Here is a 17,905-nt window from a genome sequence, read left to right on the forward strand (position 1 = left end):
TAAGCTAACGGGAAACGTTAGTTGAAATCTGTTCATTGAGAGGAATGTTACATGAATGAAAAACAAAGTTTGAAGATTATTGTTACCATTTAGCTGGTATTAGATCTGGAAGAGAAGAATTATGGGTTTTTCTTGGTTTTAGGCAACACTTCGACTGCTATCTCAGCCCATTTGACAGAGCCGTACGGTGAACTACCTCCCACAAATACATCTGGACTTAGAATATTGACCAGATAAGTGCCAGGTTTTTGAATAACGACAGAACCGCTAAAGAATTTATCCTGTTTGAGGGGGATAACGGTCTTTTTTTCAACTTCAACAAAATCACCGTTCTGAAATGCTGCCACTCCAAAAGAAACTTCATTGCTTTCCAGATACGTAGCTGTCACGACTCCAGCAATTGCTATTGGGTCTCCAGCCTGTACACGGAGGTACCCCTGTGTCGGCTTGGTGAAGCGGATGTCATGCTCGTTCTCGGGATGGTTGTATCTAATAGGGACGGAGGACGGGTTTAATACTTTGCGATGCACCATAATCTTAACAGATCCTTTATCATTAGTGGTAATTTTCAACGGATTTGGACCGGGACGAAGCTCAACTGAATATTCAATCCGCCGAAATGTTTGCCCATTTATTATAATCGGCTTTCCAATGCTTTTTTCTTTTCCCTTAAACGTGCTAATGCTACCTCCAATGGAACTTGTCATGCCACCGTGCCCTGTATTTACCATAAGATAAGCATGCCCGAACTCTTTTTGTACTAATGCACTAAAAGTGATTTTTTCCTTATCCGTTGTATACGTTGGATGAAGCGCTTTAACTACTTTGTCGTTCCAGACCCAGTGCATGACTCCATTACTCCATGTATAATTTATTCCCATCTTAGGCAGAAGTGACGCTGGAATATACAATTGATCGTTTTTCATAAACGTTTTAGGGATTGGCTCATCCAGCGCTGTCATGGTTCCGTCTTCGTATCTGAAAATCTTTGCTTGGTTAGGCATCAACCGAAATGAGGAAAAAGGTACCGAGTTCTCAGTGTCAAACTCCGCCCACGTGCTGCCTGTCTTTGCATCCCACTTGGTGGTTGCCAAGTGAGCTGTTTCCAGCCATTTGAACGGGAAATACAAGTGATTATTTTTCTTCAGCAGGGGAGCGGTCTTTATGGAGACGGAATCCAGCGATAAAGAAGATTTGTTTAATTCGGCAGTCAGTTGGTGCGGAACCAGATAGAACACAGCCGCATCCTCTACTACAACGGGAAGATTGGAATTTGAATTCTCCGCATAACTCAGAGGCGCTAGAAGCAGGCCAGAAATAAGAAGGCAGGAAGATACAAGTAGAGAAACAAAAATTCGTCTCATTGAATAAACACCCAGTTTCATTTTTTTATCATATATACCAGAAAAATGAAAAAAAGTTGCGTATATATAGTCTTTTACTCTGACCATTAGCCTTTTTGAATAACTTAGTTCTTTCATTCAACTGCTTTCTTATTTTGTTTTATGACAAGCTTTATGATACTTCGACACGACTTTTACTATAAGATAAAAAAGACTAATTTACTTTGGAGGTGTCTTTTTGGAGTTATTTCTATTTATACTTAACATTTTAGTTATCCTCCTTTCTATTGCTGGCGGAGTGCTTTTAATTGGATTAGTGTACAGAGGATATGTACTGCTAGGTTTACTTATTGCTGAGAAAAAGAGAAGAATAACGGATCAATCTCAAAATCAGGCTTGACTATTAGCCCAACATCCGATGGCGGTTACATTCTATAGAATGGCTGCTTTATAGCGGATACGCTTGTTGCCATTGGCATATAAATCCCTCCTCAAAATGAGTGCAAAAAAGCCGCCATAGCTTTGGCGGCCGTGATTGGTAGGTATGTTTATACCGATTATAAAATTGAGGAATCCAAGCGGACGTCCGAAGTCAACACGGAGTCAATGCTCATCCTCGAAAAAGCTACGCTGCATCAAAACTTTGACAGTTTGAATATAGGCCTCAAAATCTTGCGAATCCCAAAAGCAAATACAGTCATAGCGGTCCATGAGCTGCGCATATTCTGGATGTATTGATCGTTGATTATATAAGTCCGAGTGGAAGTAGGGCTCTTCAGACCGAACTCTTCCCACTCCGCCGGATCATTCGAACCTCCGAGCCTTACAAGCATATTCGCCGACTCGCTATTTACTTTAGCTGGAATTTGTTCGTATGCTTGGGTGATTTGTGCATGAAATTCGTCGATCGGATTGCCGCTGACAAGGCTTTCCAAGTGGATGCCTTCACGAAGGTAAGAAACGTATGCTAGATGGTCGGCCCAGAACTTGTCGATATAAAAAAGCCGTACGCGTTGCTCCAAAGGACTCATCAGCTTCTTGCCTTTTAAAATTGCGAGCCGCTCCTCGTATAGAATTCGTCGCTGTTCCTCTACCATATCCGAATAACGGTTTAGTTCTTGATGGATATCGAAGTTCTGGCCCATAATAACGCGCTGAATATGCGCGATTTTGCTGCGTAGCACCGGGTCTTCGAGAGTCTCATCCTGCCTGTGGGCGCGAATCGCTTTATCGATGCCGAATCGAAGTAACAACTCGTCCTCTAAGCTTACGAAAAATACGGAAGCTCCAGGGTCGCCTTGGCGCCCAGAACGCCCGCGCAGTTGGTCGTCGATCCGCACGCTTTCGTGCACATGCGTACCAATCACGTACAACCCGCCCAGCTTGGCGACAACTTCTGCTTGCGTAGGGTTGCCACCGCCGATCCGAATGTCGACGCCGCGTCCCGCCATATTCGTAGACACCGTCACGGCGCCGATTTCTCCCGCTTTGGCAATGACCTCGGCTTCTTCTACGTCGTTTTTCGCATTCAGGATATGGCAAGGTACGTCGGCAACCGCTAGCGCCTTTGCCAGCATGTCCGACTCCTCCACGCTTGACGTACCAATGAGAATTGGGCGTCCCGTCGCATGTACGGACGAGATTTCTTGTACAAGCGCCTTAAGCTTGGCTTCTTTATGTGTATAAATTCGGTGCGGATGGTCGATCCGTATGTTTGGCCGGTTCGGCGGAATTTGCACGACCTGCAGTGCATAAATCTCTTTGAATTCCATGGCGGAAGCGTACGCGGTAGCCGTCATTCCGCAAATTTTTGGATACAGGCTAATGAAGTGTTGAAGGGTGATCGTCCCGAGAATTTTCCCGCCGACTTTCGAGTGCAGCCCTTCTTTGGCTGCAAGCGCGGCTTGCAGTCCTTCTGGCAAATGCCTATTCTCCGCCACGCGGCCGGTATATTCGTCGATCAGCTCGATTTTCCCGTCCCGGACGATGTAATCGACGTCTTTTTTCAATAACGTTTCCGCATACAACGCGCAATTTAACGACGACAACAAATGACTATTATGGCTTTCGTACAAATTGCCGCACCCCAGCAGCGCCTCCGCTTTCGCAGCGCCCGCCTCATTCAAATAAACGTTCCGCTTGAACTCGTCGAAGTCGTAATACTTATCTTGCTCGAGCTGCCTAGTCACATCTGCGAAACGAATTACGTCGTTGCCGGAAGAATCCGGCTCGCCAGCGATGACTAGCGGCACCCGAGCTTCGTCGAGAAGCAGTGAATCCGCTTCGTCGACGATGACGTAGTGGAAAGGACGATGCACGGTATCGGCTTCGCTTAGTGTGATCGTGTCGCGCAAATAATCGAATCCCGCTTCTTTGGCCGTCACATAGGTTATATCCGCGGCGTACGCTTCTCGTTTCTCGGACAAGCTCATGCCCGCTTGAACCGATTTTACCGTTAACCCGAGGAAACGATAGATCGGACCCATCCACTCCGCATCCCGATTTGCCAAATAATCGTTAAAAGTGAGCACATGAACGCCTTCGCCGGTCAGCGCATTTAGATAAGCAGGCATAACAGCAGAGAGCGTTTTTCCTTCGCCGGTATGTTGCTCGATCACAAATCTCTCGTGCAGAGCGATGGCAGCCATAATCTGAACATCGTAAGGCTGTAATCCGAGCTTTCGCTTCGCTGCCTCGCAGACTAGTGCATAGGCATCGACAAGCAGTTCGTCCAAAGGCGTACCCGATTCTGCTTCCTTTTTCAGCCGGAGAGATTCCGCTTTCAGCCGCTGATCGTCCCATGCTTTCAAATTCCGTTTCCTAATGAGCTCCGCTTTGTCCCGATAGCCTTTCAGCTTATTCTGAGTATCGCGGTCTTTGAATTTTTGCATCAACTTGACGGCTAAATTCATTGGAATTTGATCCCTCCTCGCTAGAAACACGCAATTCTAATAGTGGCTAAAGTATAATCAAACTCTATAACAATAGCAAAGTTTGGAATAAAAAAAATATATGGAAATGTCAAGGGTCAGCTTGATAGTTGGATATTCAACTAAAGCCTATGAAAAAGAAAACTATTTTTATCATTATCGGAGTCGTTTTAGCAATTTTTATCGTCTTTTTCCTTTTTAACTTATGGGCGATTAATAATCTGCATGTTCCTGCTCAATAACTACAATGTGTCCAAAGATATTAAGCCTTCCTTTATTGGGAAGGCTTTTTGTATTATTAAAGTGGAAGCGTGGTTAACATAATGATTACATTTAAAATAGGAGGCTTAATCGCAATTCACGAGAAACAAATAGCTGGACAGTCGCTATTTGAGATTGGGCACGACAATTGAAGCATGTGAAAGAGAATGACTTAGTTCATGGTGAGTGGGAGAAGTGGCTAAAGACAGTCGATTTTACTCCCAGAACAGCACAAAGAATGATTAAAGCATTTGAACAATTCGGAAATGCGACGACGTCGTCGCTTTTGGCAAACAGTAAAATATTTGAAATGCTATCTTTGCCTGAATCTGTAGACCGCTTAGAGTTTATTGATCAGGAACACACCATCCCCTCAACTGGTGAACAGAAAACAGTGGATGAAATGACTGTGCGTGAGCTGCGGTATGATTCAACGCTGAGACAATTTGTCTTAGGCTTCAGCTATTACATATGAGTTGAGTAAGTATGATAGAGTGTTTGAATCGATTTTCTTATTGATAATATCGGAATGACTATTATAACACTCCCACTCCGCGATTCTTGTTACGATTTACGATACGTGTTTGCTGTGTTTAAAAATGTAGATAAATAAAGGATTTTCTAATTTTTGATTTCGCACAATTTAATTTATAATAACTTAAAATTCACTTGATGCATCAAGCTTTTTTACACATTACTCCTCGATACCTACGATTGAAACCACGATGTAAAGCAATTCTTCACAAATCCCTTTATTTATCTATGTTTTAGCTATTTTTCGATACGGCAACAATTTAAATATATTCTGGCACAATTTTGAACCACAATGACTCAAAAAACCATATGAAATAAGTGTTTTATGCACATAAGATCAATTTTTACGATTGAGCTTCGATACGGGTGTAGTTACAGACTATCTCTACAGTGCCTCCAAAATTGGTGATACCCTCATATGGTTGACACAGCGTCAACTTCCTATCCACTTTACTGAGAACATCAAAATATTACTTTCAAACTATGATTACAAATAGCTTAAAAAATGTTGATCAATTTGACTTTTATTGAATCTATGTATATAATTTGAATATATTGGATAGGAATTTTTATCCAGTAGCTTAGAATATACATTTTTAATCAAAATTAGAGATTATAGCACATGTTTAGATCGCCCAAATCTATATTTACTGGTACATACTTTTTTACATAAATCTCTGTTTAAAAAAATTGATTGTTATTGGACGGTTATCCTGCCGGACATAAACAATATATTCGCAATTGCTACTTCTTACTTAGAAGGTGATTGCGTAAGCTCGTATTTCTATTTGACTTATGGAGCTAACTAACTAAATTTAACATACATCATCCTCCAAAAAATAGACATACGAGACTTTGTTATATGGAGGGACAAAAAATGAAGTATGGATAAACATGTAGACAAACTTTGAACAAGCACTCTCTTATATCAATTAAATCCCATTTGGAGGTATAATCATGAAAAATGTTCTTAGTTTAGCTTTTTCCGCTAGTCTTGCTCTAAGTATCCTTCTTCTTCCCAGTGCAAACATTTTTGCCGCCGATGAAACATCGCCTTCTTTCAGTGTTAATGACAATTCTTATCAGAAAATGAAAGATGCTGGAATGAGTGATAATGATATTGAGTTACTCCGTAAACATAATGAAAATGATCTTCAGATCCTAAAAAGCGGGGAATTGGAAGAGAAGGCATTGAATGACCAAAAAACTAGCCAATCGCTCACTGATAGCTCGGAGAATCCTAGGCTAGCAGCATCAAGTTTAGGAACAGTCGGTGATATTTTGGTTGCCTATAACGCAAGTTCGTGGGGTATTGATTTCGGATATCCAGGACATGCTGCTATTGTTTCCTTACTAAGTGGTAAAACAGTAGAATCGTTCCCAGCTGATGGAGTTCAATATCACACAAATGATTGGAGAGGTCGCTCAAATGTTTATGGAATGAGCGTTAAAGGGGCTTCGGGTTCCCAATATAGGGCAGCTGCACAATATGCAGCTAATCAAATTGGAAAACCCTATAACTGGAATTTTGTTAATCCATGGACAGAAGCTAAATTTTATTGTTCACAATTGGTGTGGAAGGCTTGGAAAACTCAGGGGATTGATGTTGATTATATAACAATTGATCCTATTGTTACCCCAATGGAAATAGCTAAATCCGGTAATACTTCAATTTACTATAGTAACTAACAAACCTAATCACTCACAGGAATATATATTTTTTCCTGTGAGTGATTTCACTAAGGGGGGACATTATGCTCTTTAAAAAAAGAATAAGAATTATTTTTGCAACTTTATTTTTACTTGGATTGGCAGTTTCAACGTTTTGGTTTACTACAACACATCATTCATTGAAAAATATAACAAAATCCGAGACATTTACTGTTGTTTATTCAAATGCAATGGATGACGGTGCAGAAATTGTGAAATACAGTAATAAAGGCGAGATTTTAGACAAAAAAAACTTAGTTAATGCCCAGTCACTTTATTATTTTGCCAAAGTAAAGAATGACTATTATTTAATGTCTGAACGAAAAAATAGACATTACATACTTAATCAAAATGGAATTCTTCAACCATTTTTTGGACCTAATAAATATGGAAAAGATAGGAATATCGGAACTTCATTTTTGAAAGAAAGCGACAATCATCTATTTTTCTCCATGAACGTGGGTATTAATCCGAGTTATTCTCCCACACAGTACACCAATGAATTGGTTTATTTCGATAAAAAAAATTTGAAATATAGAAATATTCTTTTGAATGGATATTTATTATCAACCGTTGAATACAATAATATGGCATACACTTTATATGTGAACAATAATGATAATTCTGTAGGTATTTATGTCATTGATTTAAAAACATCAAAGAAGATCAAACAATTCACTATAGAAAATCGTTTACATGGTTTAAAAGAATACTTTCCGGTAGGCCAAAATGGAGCATCACTACAAATATTTAAAGGCAAGCTTATTGTATTTCTTGATGGCAATACATCTGATACACAATTTCATCCTATAATGCAGATAATTGACCCTAAAAATGGTAAGTTGGAAAATGAAACATCTTTGTCAGATACTTCATTTTTGTTTTATGACAGCCAAATTTACAACGATAAATTATATATTCTCTCTGAAGACTTAAATTATACTATTTTCAATGACCTCAACAAAAAGCCTAAAAAGTTGAGATTAAAACAAAGCAATTCCGTCTCCGAAAAAATACAAAATGAGAAAGGAGTAATATCTGGAGTACAGTATTTTGCAGGATCTGTTTTTGTCCTATATGATTATGTCAAAAATTCTCCTGTTGATAGAATAAGGGAAATAAGAGAATATGACTTATTGACAGGCAAAGAATTACATGTCATTCCTCTAGCATTTAAATCAAACAAGGAAATGATTCGTTTTTTTCTGACTAATTAACTTTAAGGAGTGATTATTATGATTTACTGGTTATTTCCAAAACTTAATCCCCTCTTCCCTACTTTTATATTTTGCCCCATTCTGGCAATCTTGATCGGAGTATGTTTCGCCTATTTCAAAGGAAACATCTACTTAGGATTAATACTAGCCTTGCTACTGCCTCTTATATTTATTGCCACCAATTTAGAAACCATTGCAGTTAATATAGATGCTTGGCTTCTATATGGTTTTATCTACGCAATTATTACGTTTGTGGCTTATAAGATGGCGTTTTCACAGTTAGGAAAATCGAGTTGATTTTTTTACACTATTATCAATAGTCACCACGATCAAATTTTCGCACACTAACTTAGGTATAACAGGCGACGATGCATCTTTTGAGTTCAATCCAGTTTATTTGCTAATTGGAAATCATTCCGGAAATGATGGGTCTGGTTACCCGATTAAAATTTCTGAGAATGGATATGCAAATTAATTAATGAAGGGTTAGGGAAGAAGTGAAGGCTAAATTGAAATTTTTGGGGTTGGCTGCCCTTACTGTTACGTTTGCTGTAGTTATTGGTAATAATGTTTTTGCTAGTGACGATACTTCTGAAGAAATGAAGGGCGTTACAAAAGCAATAGTCCCTGACAGTGTATTAGAAGAACTTAATCATCCTGATAAAATTTATACTAAAGTTGGATTATTTATAAAAAAACCGCAATCTCTCCATGATGAAGATAAGTTCAGTCAAGATGAAGTAGTCTACGACGTTTCAAAGACTACTGATGAAACTAAAGCAATCATTCAATATGACGCTATTTACATCAAGGAAGAAGACAGTAAATAGATTTGTGTACTAAAGTATTTGAAAAGTTAAGTTGTATAATGGAATATCTAGGGCGACTTCGGTTGCCCTTTTTATTATGCTCAATTTAGCCAAGTCTTTTTCCAACACTTTGTCATATAGTATACATTTTGACATACTTTGCTAAATACAATTAATGACATAGTAGAGGATGATCCATATGAGTGAGATTAGACGCTATGGTTACATAAGAGTATCGAGTAAAGATCAGAATGAAGCTAGACAATTAGAATCGATGAAGGACTTAGGTATTATGGAACGTGATTACTTCATTGATAAGCAAAGTGGCAAGAATTTTGACAGACCACAATATCAAACATTAAAGAGCGTACTTAGACACGGAGACATTCTGTTCATTAAGGAACTTGACAGACTTGGACGGAATGCTAAAGAAATCAAACGTGAATGGCAAGATATAACGTATGAGATAGGTGCACACATTGTTATCCTTGTATGCCTATCCTTGACACTAGACAATATCAAAATGGTTTGGAAAAGGTTATATCTAGTATCGTGCTTGAATTACTCAGCTACATGGCAGAACGTGAACGTGAGAAGATAAACGGTAGACAATCTGAAGATATAGCAGCAGCCAAAAATAATGGTGTGGTATTTGGTCGGCCTAAAAAGGCAATAAGTGATGAGTTTATTACAGCATATGAGGAATGGAAGCAAGGTGGAATAACAGCAGTCGAAGCAATGAAGCGCGTAGAAATGAAGCCTAACACGTTCTATCGCAGGGTAAAGGAATATGAGCAACAGAAACAAGTAGGATAAATTGTTCATGTGTATGGAGCCTAGATGATTATGTCTAGGTTTCTTTGTTATGTCTGCTGATCAAATACTAGCAGGTACAATAAAAAGGACGGGGGGTATTTTACATCATAAACGTCTATTTAATTTCCAAAATTGCCCCTAACACATTCACTTTCACACTCAAGTTATTTTTTGACTCGATACCGTCCCTAATATCATTAAGGTTGCTTGTATGCCATACATCCAATCAAGGCTCAATTCATAGATTAAAACACAAGGGAATGCGAACCTGACTATTAATCTGGTACTTTGTATTGGATGAGTTGTGTTCTAATTTTTTAAATAAACTATACATCAACATAAAGATGATATCCTTAATCATGAAATCATACGTAACTATCCCAAAAGGTATCTTGAGTACTATATGAAAGGTATATGATTTTATACCAAAAGATGGTACAATCAAGATCGTTAGAGCATTTTACTACTTGTTTCACAACTACATAATAATTTTTACTATGCATCGTATTGTGAGTCTACATTGAAAGGGTGGTTTATCGATGAAAATTACACCCACGATTAGAGCAGAATTGGAACAATATCTTAAACAAGAAGGCTTAAACCTATCGGAATTTGGACAAATTACAGGGATGAATAGGGGAATAATAAGTAGCATTGTAACAGGTAATAAATCTATGTCTATTAACCAGCTCGATCGTATTACTGAAGCTATGGGCTTACCAGAGGGTCACTTTTATGAATTGTTTATAGAAAATTACATCATTGATCATCCTCCAAATATGAGGCGAATCGAGCCGTTTTTGTATCGCTGTGCGGAGTTGGACAAGTTGGATGCGGTCCGTCGAGTAGTGGGAGCCATCATGGACAATCTACTCTATTCACCCAAGCTATTTGAAATAGCGGAAGAATTGTTGTCGCAGGGACGACTAGAAGCGGCATTGATACTTTATGAGGGGGTAGCTGAAGCGGAGAGATATCAACATTCTGAACGCCTGGCAATCTGCCAATATCGTATTTTTAAAATTCAGATTAATGACGATCAAAATCAAAATGTTGGGGCGGCAGCCGTATTTGAAGCTTTTGTCGAAAGACTAGATGAAATAGACCAGCTTGACGCATTGAAGGATTTGGCTAACGTGTACAGATCATTGCGTAAATGGGATAAGGTTGATGAGATGGCGAGGAAAATGAGAGCTAAAGCCGAAATACAATGTACACTGAACCATCAACAGAACAGCCGAGAACAGATCGAATCTAGCGACAAGCTAAGTCGTCCCTTGTTTGTGTACATTGCTTATGCAGACTTGCTCTGTGCTAATGCATGTGAAGAGCAGGGTAATTATGAGCAGGCATTACACTATACATATGCCTACTCCAATTTAGATTGGGTTAGAGAGACCGATGAGGATACCCAGCACTGGATTGGCTTGTTTAAACATTGGTCACAAGCTAACATACTTGCATATAGGCTTTTATCTGGTGATGTGAGTGTGCTTCATGAATATCTAAACTTTATTGATGACTCATCAGATACGATTCAAGAAGATAGGGTAACTCAACTACTTAACATAATGACGGCGGCTAACCGTTATGAGCTTGATTTAAACGATATACTTAAACGATTTGAAACAGAGATTGCGTCTTTATCTCAGCGACCATCATCAGATGATATGTATACCCAGCAAGTAATACCGGAATACTCTGCACTTTGTGGATATGAATTGGCTTATTATTATTTAGATCATGGGATGCACAATGATGGCTTTAATCATTTGTTTTGTGCAATGGTAAAAGCGCATATACTAAATAATGAGACATATTTTATAAATTGTATGGGGTTGTTTGTGCGTTTCAAAGCCCATGCGGTATCTGAAACCAAAACAGAGTTTTACAATCTCATTGAAAAGGTGTGGTTAAACAATGTTGAAAAAAGTGGTAATGTTGATCGTTGTTAGTAGCTTTTTGTTCACCTTAGCTGTACCTATTTATCTGGATAGTCATGATGGAGGATTTCAAGTCTTTGCAACACATGGAGGAGCTTAAATACGAATTGATTTGAAAATTCGTTAAAACTGCACCCCTGAAATAGGTTTAATTACGGAACCCAATAGGCCAACGCAGGGGAACCTCAAAAATTCTATTATTAAATAATGTTCTATTCCAAGACCTACAACTAAAGTAGGTCTTCTTTATGATTTGTTAAAACTTTTTTTGTGAACTAATCCATTATTAACCAAGACGAGGGTTTGAAGAAGGAGGTGCATTATGAAAAGGGACGACGGTTTACGTCAAAGGATGGGATACCTTCAACGTTGTGCGTAATTAAGGAAGTAGCAGGATACTGTTTTATTAAAATTGTTGATATTTTAACACTTACAGGAAAATGATTAATATAGTGCCGACTTACTATTTTGCAATAATGTTGAATGAAATGTTATATTATTGTATTTTCTGTATTATTATTATATTGTATTCCAAATAAGAAAAAAGAAAGTTTCATTACATGAAAAAAAAAAAATGACAGCATTTGTGCTTATGGGGGTATTAGCACTTAGTGCTATCGCTCCATTAACATCAGCCCAAGAGATCAATTCAGACAAAATCACACCTAGTTACATAGATTACAAATCTCTTCCTGTGCCTTCGCATAAACAAGAGAAATCTAATTGGTGCTGGGCTGCTACTTCACAGATGGCTATAGAACATTTAGGTGGAAATAAAACTCAATCTCAAATCGTAAAATATATTAAAGGTAGCCTCGTAAATAAGGGAGGCACGGATAAGGAAGTAAAAAGCGCGTTAGCATATGGGGGGTTGAACTCTACAATTGATAAAGAGCCGATACCCTTTGGAACTATTATCTCTCAAATAAAAAGAAATCAACCGCAATTAGCACATATCGTGTGGAAGGACGACTCTGATCTTGGACATATGTATCTAATAAATGGATATTCCGATAATACAAATTTAGGATTTCAAAAAGTATATTACAAAGACCCTGCCGTTGGTGAGAAGATGGATAAAATAGATTACTATGATGGATTTGTTAATAATAGAGATTTTAGTTGGTACAGCACTATAAACGAAATTTATGTTAATTAAAACGAGACTAAGGAGGACTGATAAAATGTATAAAAAAATAATTGGTATTGCGTTTTCTTGTATCTTATTGTTACCTATAACCGTCTTAGCGGCAAATGAGGTTCCGAAAGAAGTTGAGCAATCTATTGAAAAGGATTTGGGGAATTTCAAAGATGATATTAGAAAGAATACAGGATTTAAAATAACAACTACTAAAGAAGCGGAAAATTTAACTCTTGATGAAGGTTTTAAGGTTTACACTGTTAATTCTAAAGCTGTTAGATCAGGGAATACAGATAGAGCTAATGACATTTTAAAATCTAAAGGGTACTTATTTTCCATAAAAAGTGGACAACAAAATAATGGTATTGTTTTTTCAGAAGATGGGAAAAGAATACGATCAGCTTATAGTGATCTTGAGTTTCCGAGTCAATTCGAAGAAGCAAAGAAATTGATTGGCTACGATGAAAGCAGCAAACTGATATATGATGATCGACTGGCTACGGTTGCTCTAATTTCTGATATAGATGGGAAGGAAGTTGTGGTTCCTCTTAGAGAGAGCGTATACATGGAATTTAAGCCATTGAAAGTATACAATTTACAGGAGTTTGTAGAGTTTCTATCTGCCAATGAGAAGGCTCGGCAAGAAGCTTCTGAAAAAAATGATTCAGATGAACTGATCTCTGGGGGGAGTCCATCTAATCTAAACTCGACTACTTCGCAGCTCATTACAAGCAAAATCAGCACAGAAAAAGTGTCACTATTTTCTATTGCAGGGTTAGCAATTATTGGTGGCATTTTTTTCGTAATTAAAAGAAGAAAAAAGTTATAGATTAATCTTGTATACAATAAACTGTGTAATAGTTTTGATATAATTAGACGGCTTGGCGGGCTGGAATTATCTATTTAAATTCAACTCAGATAATGAAGTGTTGTAGGTGGCTAGATGGATATTCCGTCTAGCCTTTTTGATTTGTGTTGAGTTGGAAAGAATCTGGAGTGAGGGATGGGAGCGCCAATCTAGAAGGGAATAATCAGCATACATATGAAAGTGCTGAGCAAAATAATTTTGGTCAGCAAAAAACACAGGCTGATATTGCACATGAGTTAAATATAACAACTCAGCAACTAAGAAACTACAAAAAACTCCTTACGCTTATCCCTGGGTTGCAAGATATGGTTGAAGATCATGGCACGTTTTAAGTCTTTAGACGTAGGTAGAAAGGTTAATCCTTCATATAACAATTAGGAATTAAGTTCATTTTCCATAAATCGGAATAGTGTTACTATGTCATAACGAATTCATGACTAGAGGTAACTAACCTATGACAACTATTAAAGTGACGCCTGAGCAACTTATGACCATCTCCAAGCAGTTTGAGTTAGCACAGCAAACGGCAACTCAAGTGAATAGCAATTTAGTAAAACAAATTTCATCTATGGGACAATTGTGGGAAGGACTGACTAAAGAGCACTTTTACTATTCCTTCCAGACCTCTCAGAAGAATATGAATGACTTTGTTACCCTGATGGATTCTATTGCTAGGGAGTTACGTCACCATGCAGATAAATTCAGATTAGCAGATCTGATGGAAACAGGTAACATTGATGCAAGTTGTTTACCACCTCCACCGAATTCATGTGCTGTTCCTGCTCCAGATACACGAAATGCATTCCAGAAATCGGTAGATAGCTTAACTGAACTAGGTCAGGATTTTGTAGATGCTAATTCAGTACGTTATGAGAAAAAGTTTGATTCGGTTTGGAGCTTCTTAGATTATATGTCGTATGGTATTCCAAAAGGAATGTATCAAGGGTACATGGAACGAGCAGCTAAACAAAACGATTCGTGGAATGACATGCTCAATTTCAGTACATTTGGAATAACGGGTATGATTCAGGGCGCATTTAATCCTACCAATGCGTGGTCAAAGGAACATTGGGCTAATATGATTGGTACAGCAGGATTGTTTGGAGGAGTCAGCTCAGTTATTAAGCCTAAAATTGGTTTGAAACCATCTATTCAGTATGAGATTCCGAAGAATAATACGAGTTCCAGCTTACGGAATTCAATAGAATCTGAATCTAAAACAGAAGTACAAACAGGTGGGAGAAACGATCTTTCAATTGATGAATATTTTCGTAGAGAAGCTGAAGCAGATGAGATGTATGATCAAATCAGAGCTTCAGATAGTGATGTAAGAGCAATAGCTGAGAATTCTGGAATGAAGGAAAGTAGGATTCAAAGAATCAAAGAACACGTTTTCATAAAAGAACACATAAAATCAAGTGGTTATGGCAGATTTCATTCTGATTACGAAATAGCTCAAGCATGGGATAGATTACAAAAAGGGATACAAACAGAAAAAGATATGGATTTGCTTAACCATGAATTGTTTGAATCTAGATTTGAGGGTATATTTAAAACAGACTATGAGACTGCTCATAACGCTGCGGTAAGGTCGGGTCGTCCATGGGAAATAGAATAGAGGAGATTTTATAATGGGAGCATTTGTATTACTTTTTAAAGAACATGAAGATGATACAGTAGTTATTTATAAATATGGTCCAAACGAACACACTATGGGGAAAATTCAATTAAACAAGGATACTAAGCTGTTCTCTGAAATTGAACCTTTACCAGATTCGAATCATTCAAACAAATTTTATTTTGATAGGGCTGCACAGCGGATGGCACGTTGCTTCGTTAAAGAAGGTGGTATATTTCCTGACAAGATGACATTTGAATCATAAAGTAGCTTCAGGAATACGAACCGAGCTTGCTCCATTGATAATAAAATGAGAGTAAGCTTTTTTCATTGCAATCTATCTGATTAAAGAGGAAAATTTTTATCCACCCTAGAATTAAGAGACGATTTTAGAAGGAGCATATCATGTTAACGCCAAAACAAGAAGAGAGCCTTAGTAAATTTATGAGTAAGATTCTTAGGCATACACCAGAACAGTTTGGTCTTGAGCTAGACCATGAGGGTTATTGTGACATTCAAGACCTGATTCAAGGAATAAGATCAGAGAATAGATGGTCTGACGTAAGCGAGTCGGATATCAAGCAAGTAGTAAGCCATTGTCCAAAACAAAGATATGAGATTGTTAATGGGTACATAAGAGCTAATTATGGGCACAGTGCAGGCAGATTGGATTATAAGGAGGCCACTCCACCAACCATTCTCTATCACGGTACAAACACAAAGGTAATCCATAACATTTTTACTGAAGGAATTAAGCCAATGGGCAGAAAGTATGTACATCTGTCTGAAGCCCTTGAGTTTGCAATTCTGGCAGGTAAAAGACGTGGGGAACTGGTGATCCTTGAAGTAGATACAGAAAAGGCATTGGCTAATCAAGTGAAGTTTTATAAAGCCAACCACGGTGTTTGGCTTGCCGACCTTGTGCCGCCACAGTACTTAAAAAAGTTTGAATAAAGCGTAACCCAGACCGTTAACGATGATCACCGAGACTAGATGAGAAAAAATTCGTCTGGTCTTTTTGATATCGTCTATTTTGCTGTACATACATTCCCCTCCTAATATTTTGAATGTATCCACGGGCGTCCACACTCACCCGCAAATGCCGCATAAAATATCCCGGATGAACAAAGAGGAGGTGCATGTAATAACCATGATACACATGGAACCCATTCAAGTGGGTGAGCATACATTTATCGGAGTCGAGGTCAAACTGCCTAAAACAACGCTGTTGACGATCTCTAACTCCCGTGGTTACATCATGTGTGGTGCGCTGGATGTTGGATTGCTCAATGAACGGCTGGCGGATCGGAAAATCCTGGCCGCACGAGCTGTGGGGGTAAAAACACTAAAGGAACTGTTGGAAGCGCCGATGGAGTCAGTGACGGCAGAAGCCGAGCAACTGGGGATTAAACCAGGGATGCCAGGCTATGAAGCACTATTGAAACTGGTGTAGTGAAGCCTATGTGCAATGTTGCATAAAAGTAGAGGAACAAGAACCGAAAAAAACCGGACTTTTTGGCTCCGGTTTTTTTCTATGAAAAGTTACACTCTATCGAGCAGATTATTCGGCTTTATACGAACGGTATGATCTGCAAGAACGATTAATCGGCAAACAAAGCGGGGAGGTTGTCGCTAAAGGGTGCTTGGACAATCCCTTTTTCGGTAATGATGGCGGTAATGTACTCATGAGGTGTAACATCGAAAGCTGGATTGTAGACTTTGATGCCCTGCGGGGCGGTCCGTTTACCAAAGCTTTCGGTAACTTCCTCCGCAGAACGCTCCTCAATCGGAATATCTGCGCCTGTTGCGGTCTGCAAATCAATGGTAGATAGTGGCGAAGCGACATAAAAAGGAATGTCATGCGCCTTCGCTAGCACAGCTAGGCTATAGGTACCGATTTTGTTGGCGACATCGCCATTAGCAGCGACTCTATCTGTGCCGACAATAACGGCCTGTACCCATCCTTTGGACATCACCATGCCCGCCATATTGTCACAGAGCAGGGTGACATCAATGCCTGCCTGCTGAAGCTCGAAAGCAGTCAGGCGCGCACCTTGCAGCACGGGGCGGGTTTCGTCGGCAAATACTTTGAGGTGGATGCCGTTCTCCTGCGCAAGGTACATCGGAGCGAGCGCTGTCCCGTATTTGGCTGTCGCCAATCCGCCTGCATTGCAGTGAGTGAGTACGCCCATCCCGTCCTCGAACAGAGGTAAAGCATGGATGCCGATCTGGCGGCATACTTCTTCGTCCTCTGCCTGAATGGCTATGGCTTCACGCTCCAGCCCGGCATTCCAGTCTTCGATCCGTCCTCCGCTAGCTTCAACGATGAGTTCCCCAGCCCGCTTCTTCATGCGATCCAGGGCCCAGAACAGGTTCACTGCCGTCGGCCGTGAAGTAGCCAAATGTCCGCACACGGCGTGTACATGCTCCAGCCACCCATCAGCGTCGATGCCGCTGTAGGCGGAAGCCCCCAGCACAACGCCGTAGGCCGCAGCCATCCCGATGGCGGGCGCACCGCGTACCTTCATGGCATGTATGCCATCCCAAACTTCATCAGCCGTGAATAAATCCAGCATGACAATCGTTTCGGGTAGCAGACGCTGATCCAGCATGGACAAGTGGTTGCCTTTCCACACCAGCGAAGATAGAGCCTGACTGGACACTGCAGCTTTCCCAGAGGTCACGGGCGCCGATTCTTTCTTTTCACTCATATTC

The 17,905-nt window shown here is 39.4% G+C and carries 17 protein-coding genes and 1 pseudogene; 15 read left to right on the plus strand and 3 right to left on the minus strand.

Annotation, left to right across the window (positions count from 1 at the left end; translation table 11 throughout):
• Nucleotides 1–119: 119 nt before the first annotated feature.
• Nucleotides 120–1,364 carry a hypothetical protein gene (locus ACWA2B_RS02750; protein WP_449291675.1) on the minus strand — a complete coding sequence of 415 codons (1,245 nt, stop codon included), beginning with the start codon at nucleotides 1,362–1,364 and terminating at the stop codon, nucleotides 120–122.
• A gap of 217 nt (nucleotides 1,365–1,581) precedes the next feature.
• On the opposite strand from ACWA2B_RS02750, the gene ACWA2B_RS02755 reads away from it, so the two are divergent.
• The gene (locus tag ACWA2B_RS02755) at nucleotides 1,582–1,743 is read left to right on the plus strand and encodes a hypothetical protein (RefSeq protein WP_013370205.1); all 162 of its coding nucleotides are present in this window, start codon (nucleotides 1,582–1,584) and stop codon (nucleotides 1,741–1,743) included.
• Nucleotides 1,744–1,978: 235 nt separating this feature from the next.
• On the opposite strand, the gene ACWA2B_RS02760 is transcribed toward ACWA2B_RS02755, so the two are convergent.
• Nucleotides 1,979–4,255 carry a preprotein translocase subunit SecA gene (locus ACWA2B_RS02760; RefSeq protein ID WP_449291676.1) on the minus strand — a complete coding sequence of 759 codons (2,277 nt, stop codon included), beginning with the start codon at nucleotides 4,253–4,255 and terminating at the stop codon, nucleotides 1,979–1,981.
• 436 nt (nucleotides 4,256–4,691) lie between these two features.
• Between ACWA2B_RS02760 and ACWA2B_RS02765 the strand changes: the two genes are divergently transcribed.
• The 14 genes and pseudogenes from ACWA2B_RS02765 (at nucleotide 4,692) to ACWA2B_RS02830 (ending at nucleotide 16,643) form a co-directional block, all read left to right on the plus strand.
• A complete protein-coding gene (locus tag ACWA2B_RS02765; RefSeq protein ID WP_230584987.1) occupies nucleotides 4,692–5,009 on the plus strand; it encodes a DUF3102 domain-containing protein in 318 nt (105 codons plus the stop codon).
• A gap of 1,016 nt (nucleotides 5,010–6,025) precedes the next feature.
• Nucleotides 6,026–6,757, plus strand: a complete 732-nt coding sequence (locus tag ACWA2B_RS02770) for a YiiX/YebB-like N1pC/P60 family cysteine hydrolase (protein WP_340931806.1) — start codon at nucleotides 6,026–6,028, stop codon at nucleotides 6,755–6,757.
• Nucleotides 6,758–6,822: 65 nt separating this feature from the next.
• Entirely contained in the window at nucleotides 6,823–7,995 is a 1,173-nt protein-coding gene (locus ACWA2B_RS02775; RefSeq protein ID WP_340931807.1) for a YncE family protein, read from the plus strand.
• A gap of 18 nt (nucleotides 7,996–8,013) precedes the next feature.
• Nucleotides 8,014–8,292 carry a hypothetical protein gene (locus ACWA2B_RS02780; RefSeq protein WP_029516574.1) on the plus strand — a complete coding sequence of 93 codons (279 nt, stop codon included), beginning with the start codon at nucleotides 8,014–8,016 and terminating at the stop codon, nucleotides 8,290–8,292.
• Between the two features lie 200 nt (nucleotides 8,293–8,492).
• Nucleotides 8,493–8,825, plus strand: a complete 333-nt coding sequence (locus ACWA2B_RS02785; RefSeq protein ID WP_342425892.1) for a hypothetical protein — start codon at nucleotides 8,493–8,495, stop codon at nucleotides 8,823–8,825.
• A gap of 178 nt (nucleotides 8,826–9,003) precedes the next feature.
• A pseudogene (locus ACWA2B_RS02790) lies at nucleotides 9,004–9,620 on the plus strand (recombinase family protein).
• A gap of 539 nt (nucleotides 9,621–10,159) precedes the next feature.
• Nucleotides 10,160–11,575: a tetratricopeptide repeat protein gene (locus ACWA2B_RS02795; RefSeq protein WP_165145179.1), complete on the plus strand. Its 1,416-nt coding sequence runs from the start codon at nucleotides 10,160–10,162 to the stop codon at nucleotides 11,573–11,575.
• 562 nt (nucleotides 11,576–12,137) lie between these two features.
• Nucleotides 12,138–12,722 (plus strand): C39 family peptidase, encoded by a 585-nt coding sequence (locus ACWA2B_RS02800; RefSeq protein ID WP_238437679.1) that lies wholly within the window; start codon nucleotides 12,138–12,140, stop codon nucleotides 12,720–12,722.
• Between the two features lie 25 nt (nucleotides 12,723–12,747).
• Nucleotides 12,748–13,533 (plus strand): LPXTG cell wall anchor domain-containing protein, encoded by a 786-nt coding sequence (locus ACWA2B_RS02805; protein ID WP_230584968.1) that lies wholly within the window; start codon nucleotides 12,748–12,750, stop codon nucleotides 13,531–13,533.
• A gap of 146 nt (nucleotides 13,534–13,679) precedes the next feature.
• Complete coding sequence (locus ACWA2B_RS02810; RefSeq protein WP_196245333.1) at nucleotides 13,680–13,904, plus strand: hypothetical protein; 225 nt, start codon at nucleotides 13,680–13,682, stop codon at nucleotides 13,902–13,904.
• 122 nt (nucleotides 13,905–14,026) lie between these two features.
• Nucleotides 14,027–15,190, plus strand: a complete 1,164-nt coding sequence (locus tag ACWA2B_RS02815; RefSeq protein ID WP_165145185.1) for a WXG100 family type VII secretion target — start codon at nucleotides 14,027–14,029, stop codon at nucleotides 15,188–15,190.
• Nucleotides 15,191–15,203: 13 nt separating this feature from the next.
• On the plus strand, nucleotides 15,204–15,455 hold the full coding sequence (locus tag ACWA2B_RS02820) for a hypothetical protein (protein WP_029516580.1): 252 nt from the start codon (nucleotides 15,204–15,206) through the stop codon (nucleotides 15,453–15,455).
• A 140-nt stretch (nucleotides 15,456–15,595) separates the two neighbouring features.
• Entirely contained in the window at nucleotides 15,596–16,144 is a 549-nt protein-coding gene (locus tag ACWA2B_RS02825) for an RNA 2'-phosphotransferase (protein WP_069012772.1), read from the plus strand.
• A gap of 196 nt (nucleotides 16,145–16,340) precedes the next feature.
• Complete coding sequence (locus ACWA2B_RS02830; protein ID WP_318626791.1) at nucleotides 16,341–16,643, plus strand: YunC family protein; 303 nt, start codon at nucleotides 16,341–16,343, stop codon at nucleotides 16,641–16,643.
• A 148-nt stretch (nucleotides 16,644–16,791) separates the two neighbouring features.
• Here ACWA2B_RS02830 and mtnA read toward each other — a convergent pair whose 3' ends face one another.
• Nucleotides 16,792–17,901, minus strand: a complete 1,110-nt coding sequence (gene mtnA / locus ACWA2B_RS02835) for an S-methyl-5-thioribose-1-phosphate isomerase (protein WP_165145261.1) — start codon at nucleotides 17,899–17,901, stop codon at nucleotides 16,792–16,794.
• Nucleotides 17,902–17,905: the final 4 nt, after the last annotated feature.

The organism is Paenibacillus sp. CMM36 (assembly GCF_053570945.1).

Excerpts from the sequence above, each read along its gene's own strand:
- ACWA2B_RS02750 (WP_449291675.1), bottom strand. The coding sequence starts at position 1,364 with ATGAGACGAATTTTTGTTTCTCTACTTGTATCTTCCTGCCTTCTTATT.
- ACWA2B_RS02760 (WP_449291676.1), bottom strand. The coding sequence starts at position 4,255 with ATGAATTTAGCCGTCAAGTTGATGCAAAAATTCAAAGACCGCGATACT.
- ACWA2B_RS02770 (WP_340931806.1), top strand. The coding sequence starts at position 6,026 with ATGAAAAATGTTCTTAGTTTAGCTTTTTCCGCTAGTCTTGCTCTAAGT.
- ACWA2B_RS02775 (WP_340931807.1), top strand. The coding sequence starts at position 6,823 with ATGCTCTTTAAAAAAAGAATAAGAATTATTTTTGCAACTTTATTTTTA.
- ACWA2B_RS02780 (WP_029516574.1), top strand. The coding sequence starts at position 8,014 with ATGATTTACTGGTTATTTCCAAAACTTAATCCCCTCTTCCCTACTTTT.
- ACWA2B_RS02795 (WP_165145179.1), top strand. The coding sequence starts at position 10,160 with ATGAAAATTACACCCACGATTAGAGCAGAATTGGAACAATATCTTAAA.
- ACWA2B_RS02800 (WP_238437679.1), top strand. The coding sequence starts at position 12,138 with ATGACAGCATTTGTGCTTATGGGGGTATTAGCACTTAGTGCTATCGCT.
- ACWA2B_RS02805 (WP_230584968.1), top strand. The coding sequence starts at position 12,748 with ATGTATAAAAAAATAATTGGTATTGCGTTTTCTTGTATCTTATTGTTA.
- ACWA2B_RS02815 (WP_165145185.1), top strand. The coding sequence starts at position 14,027 with ATGACAACTATTAAAGTGACGCCTGAGCAACTTATGACCATCTCCAAG.
- ACWA2B_RS02820 (WP_029516580.1), top strand. The coding sequence starts at position 15,204 with ATGGGAGCATTTGTATTACTTTTTAAAGAACATGAAGATGATACAGTA.
- ACWA2B_RS02825 (WP_069012772.1), top strand. The coding sequence starts at position 15,596 with ATGTTAACGCCAAAACAAGAAGAGAGCCTTAGTAAATTTATGAGTAAG.
- ACWA2B_RS02830 (WP_318626791.1), top strand. The coding sequence starts at position 16,341 with ATGATACACATGGAACCCATTCAAGTGGGTGAGCATACATTTATCGGA.
- mtnA (WP_165145261.1), bottom strand. The coding sequence starts at position 17,901 with ATGAGTGAAAAGAAAGAATCGGCGCCCGTGACCTCTGGGAAAGCTGCA.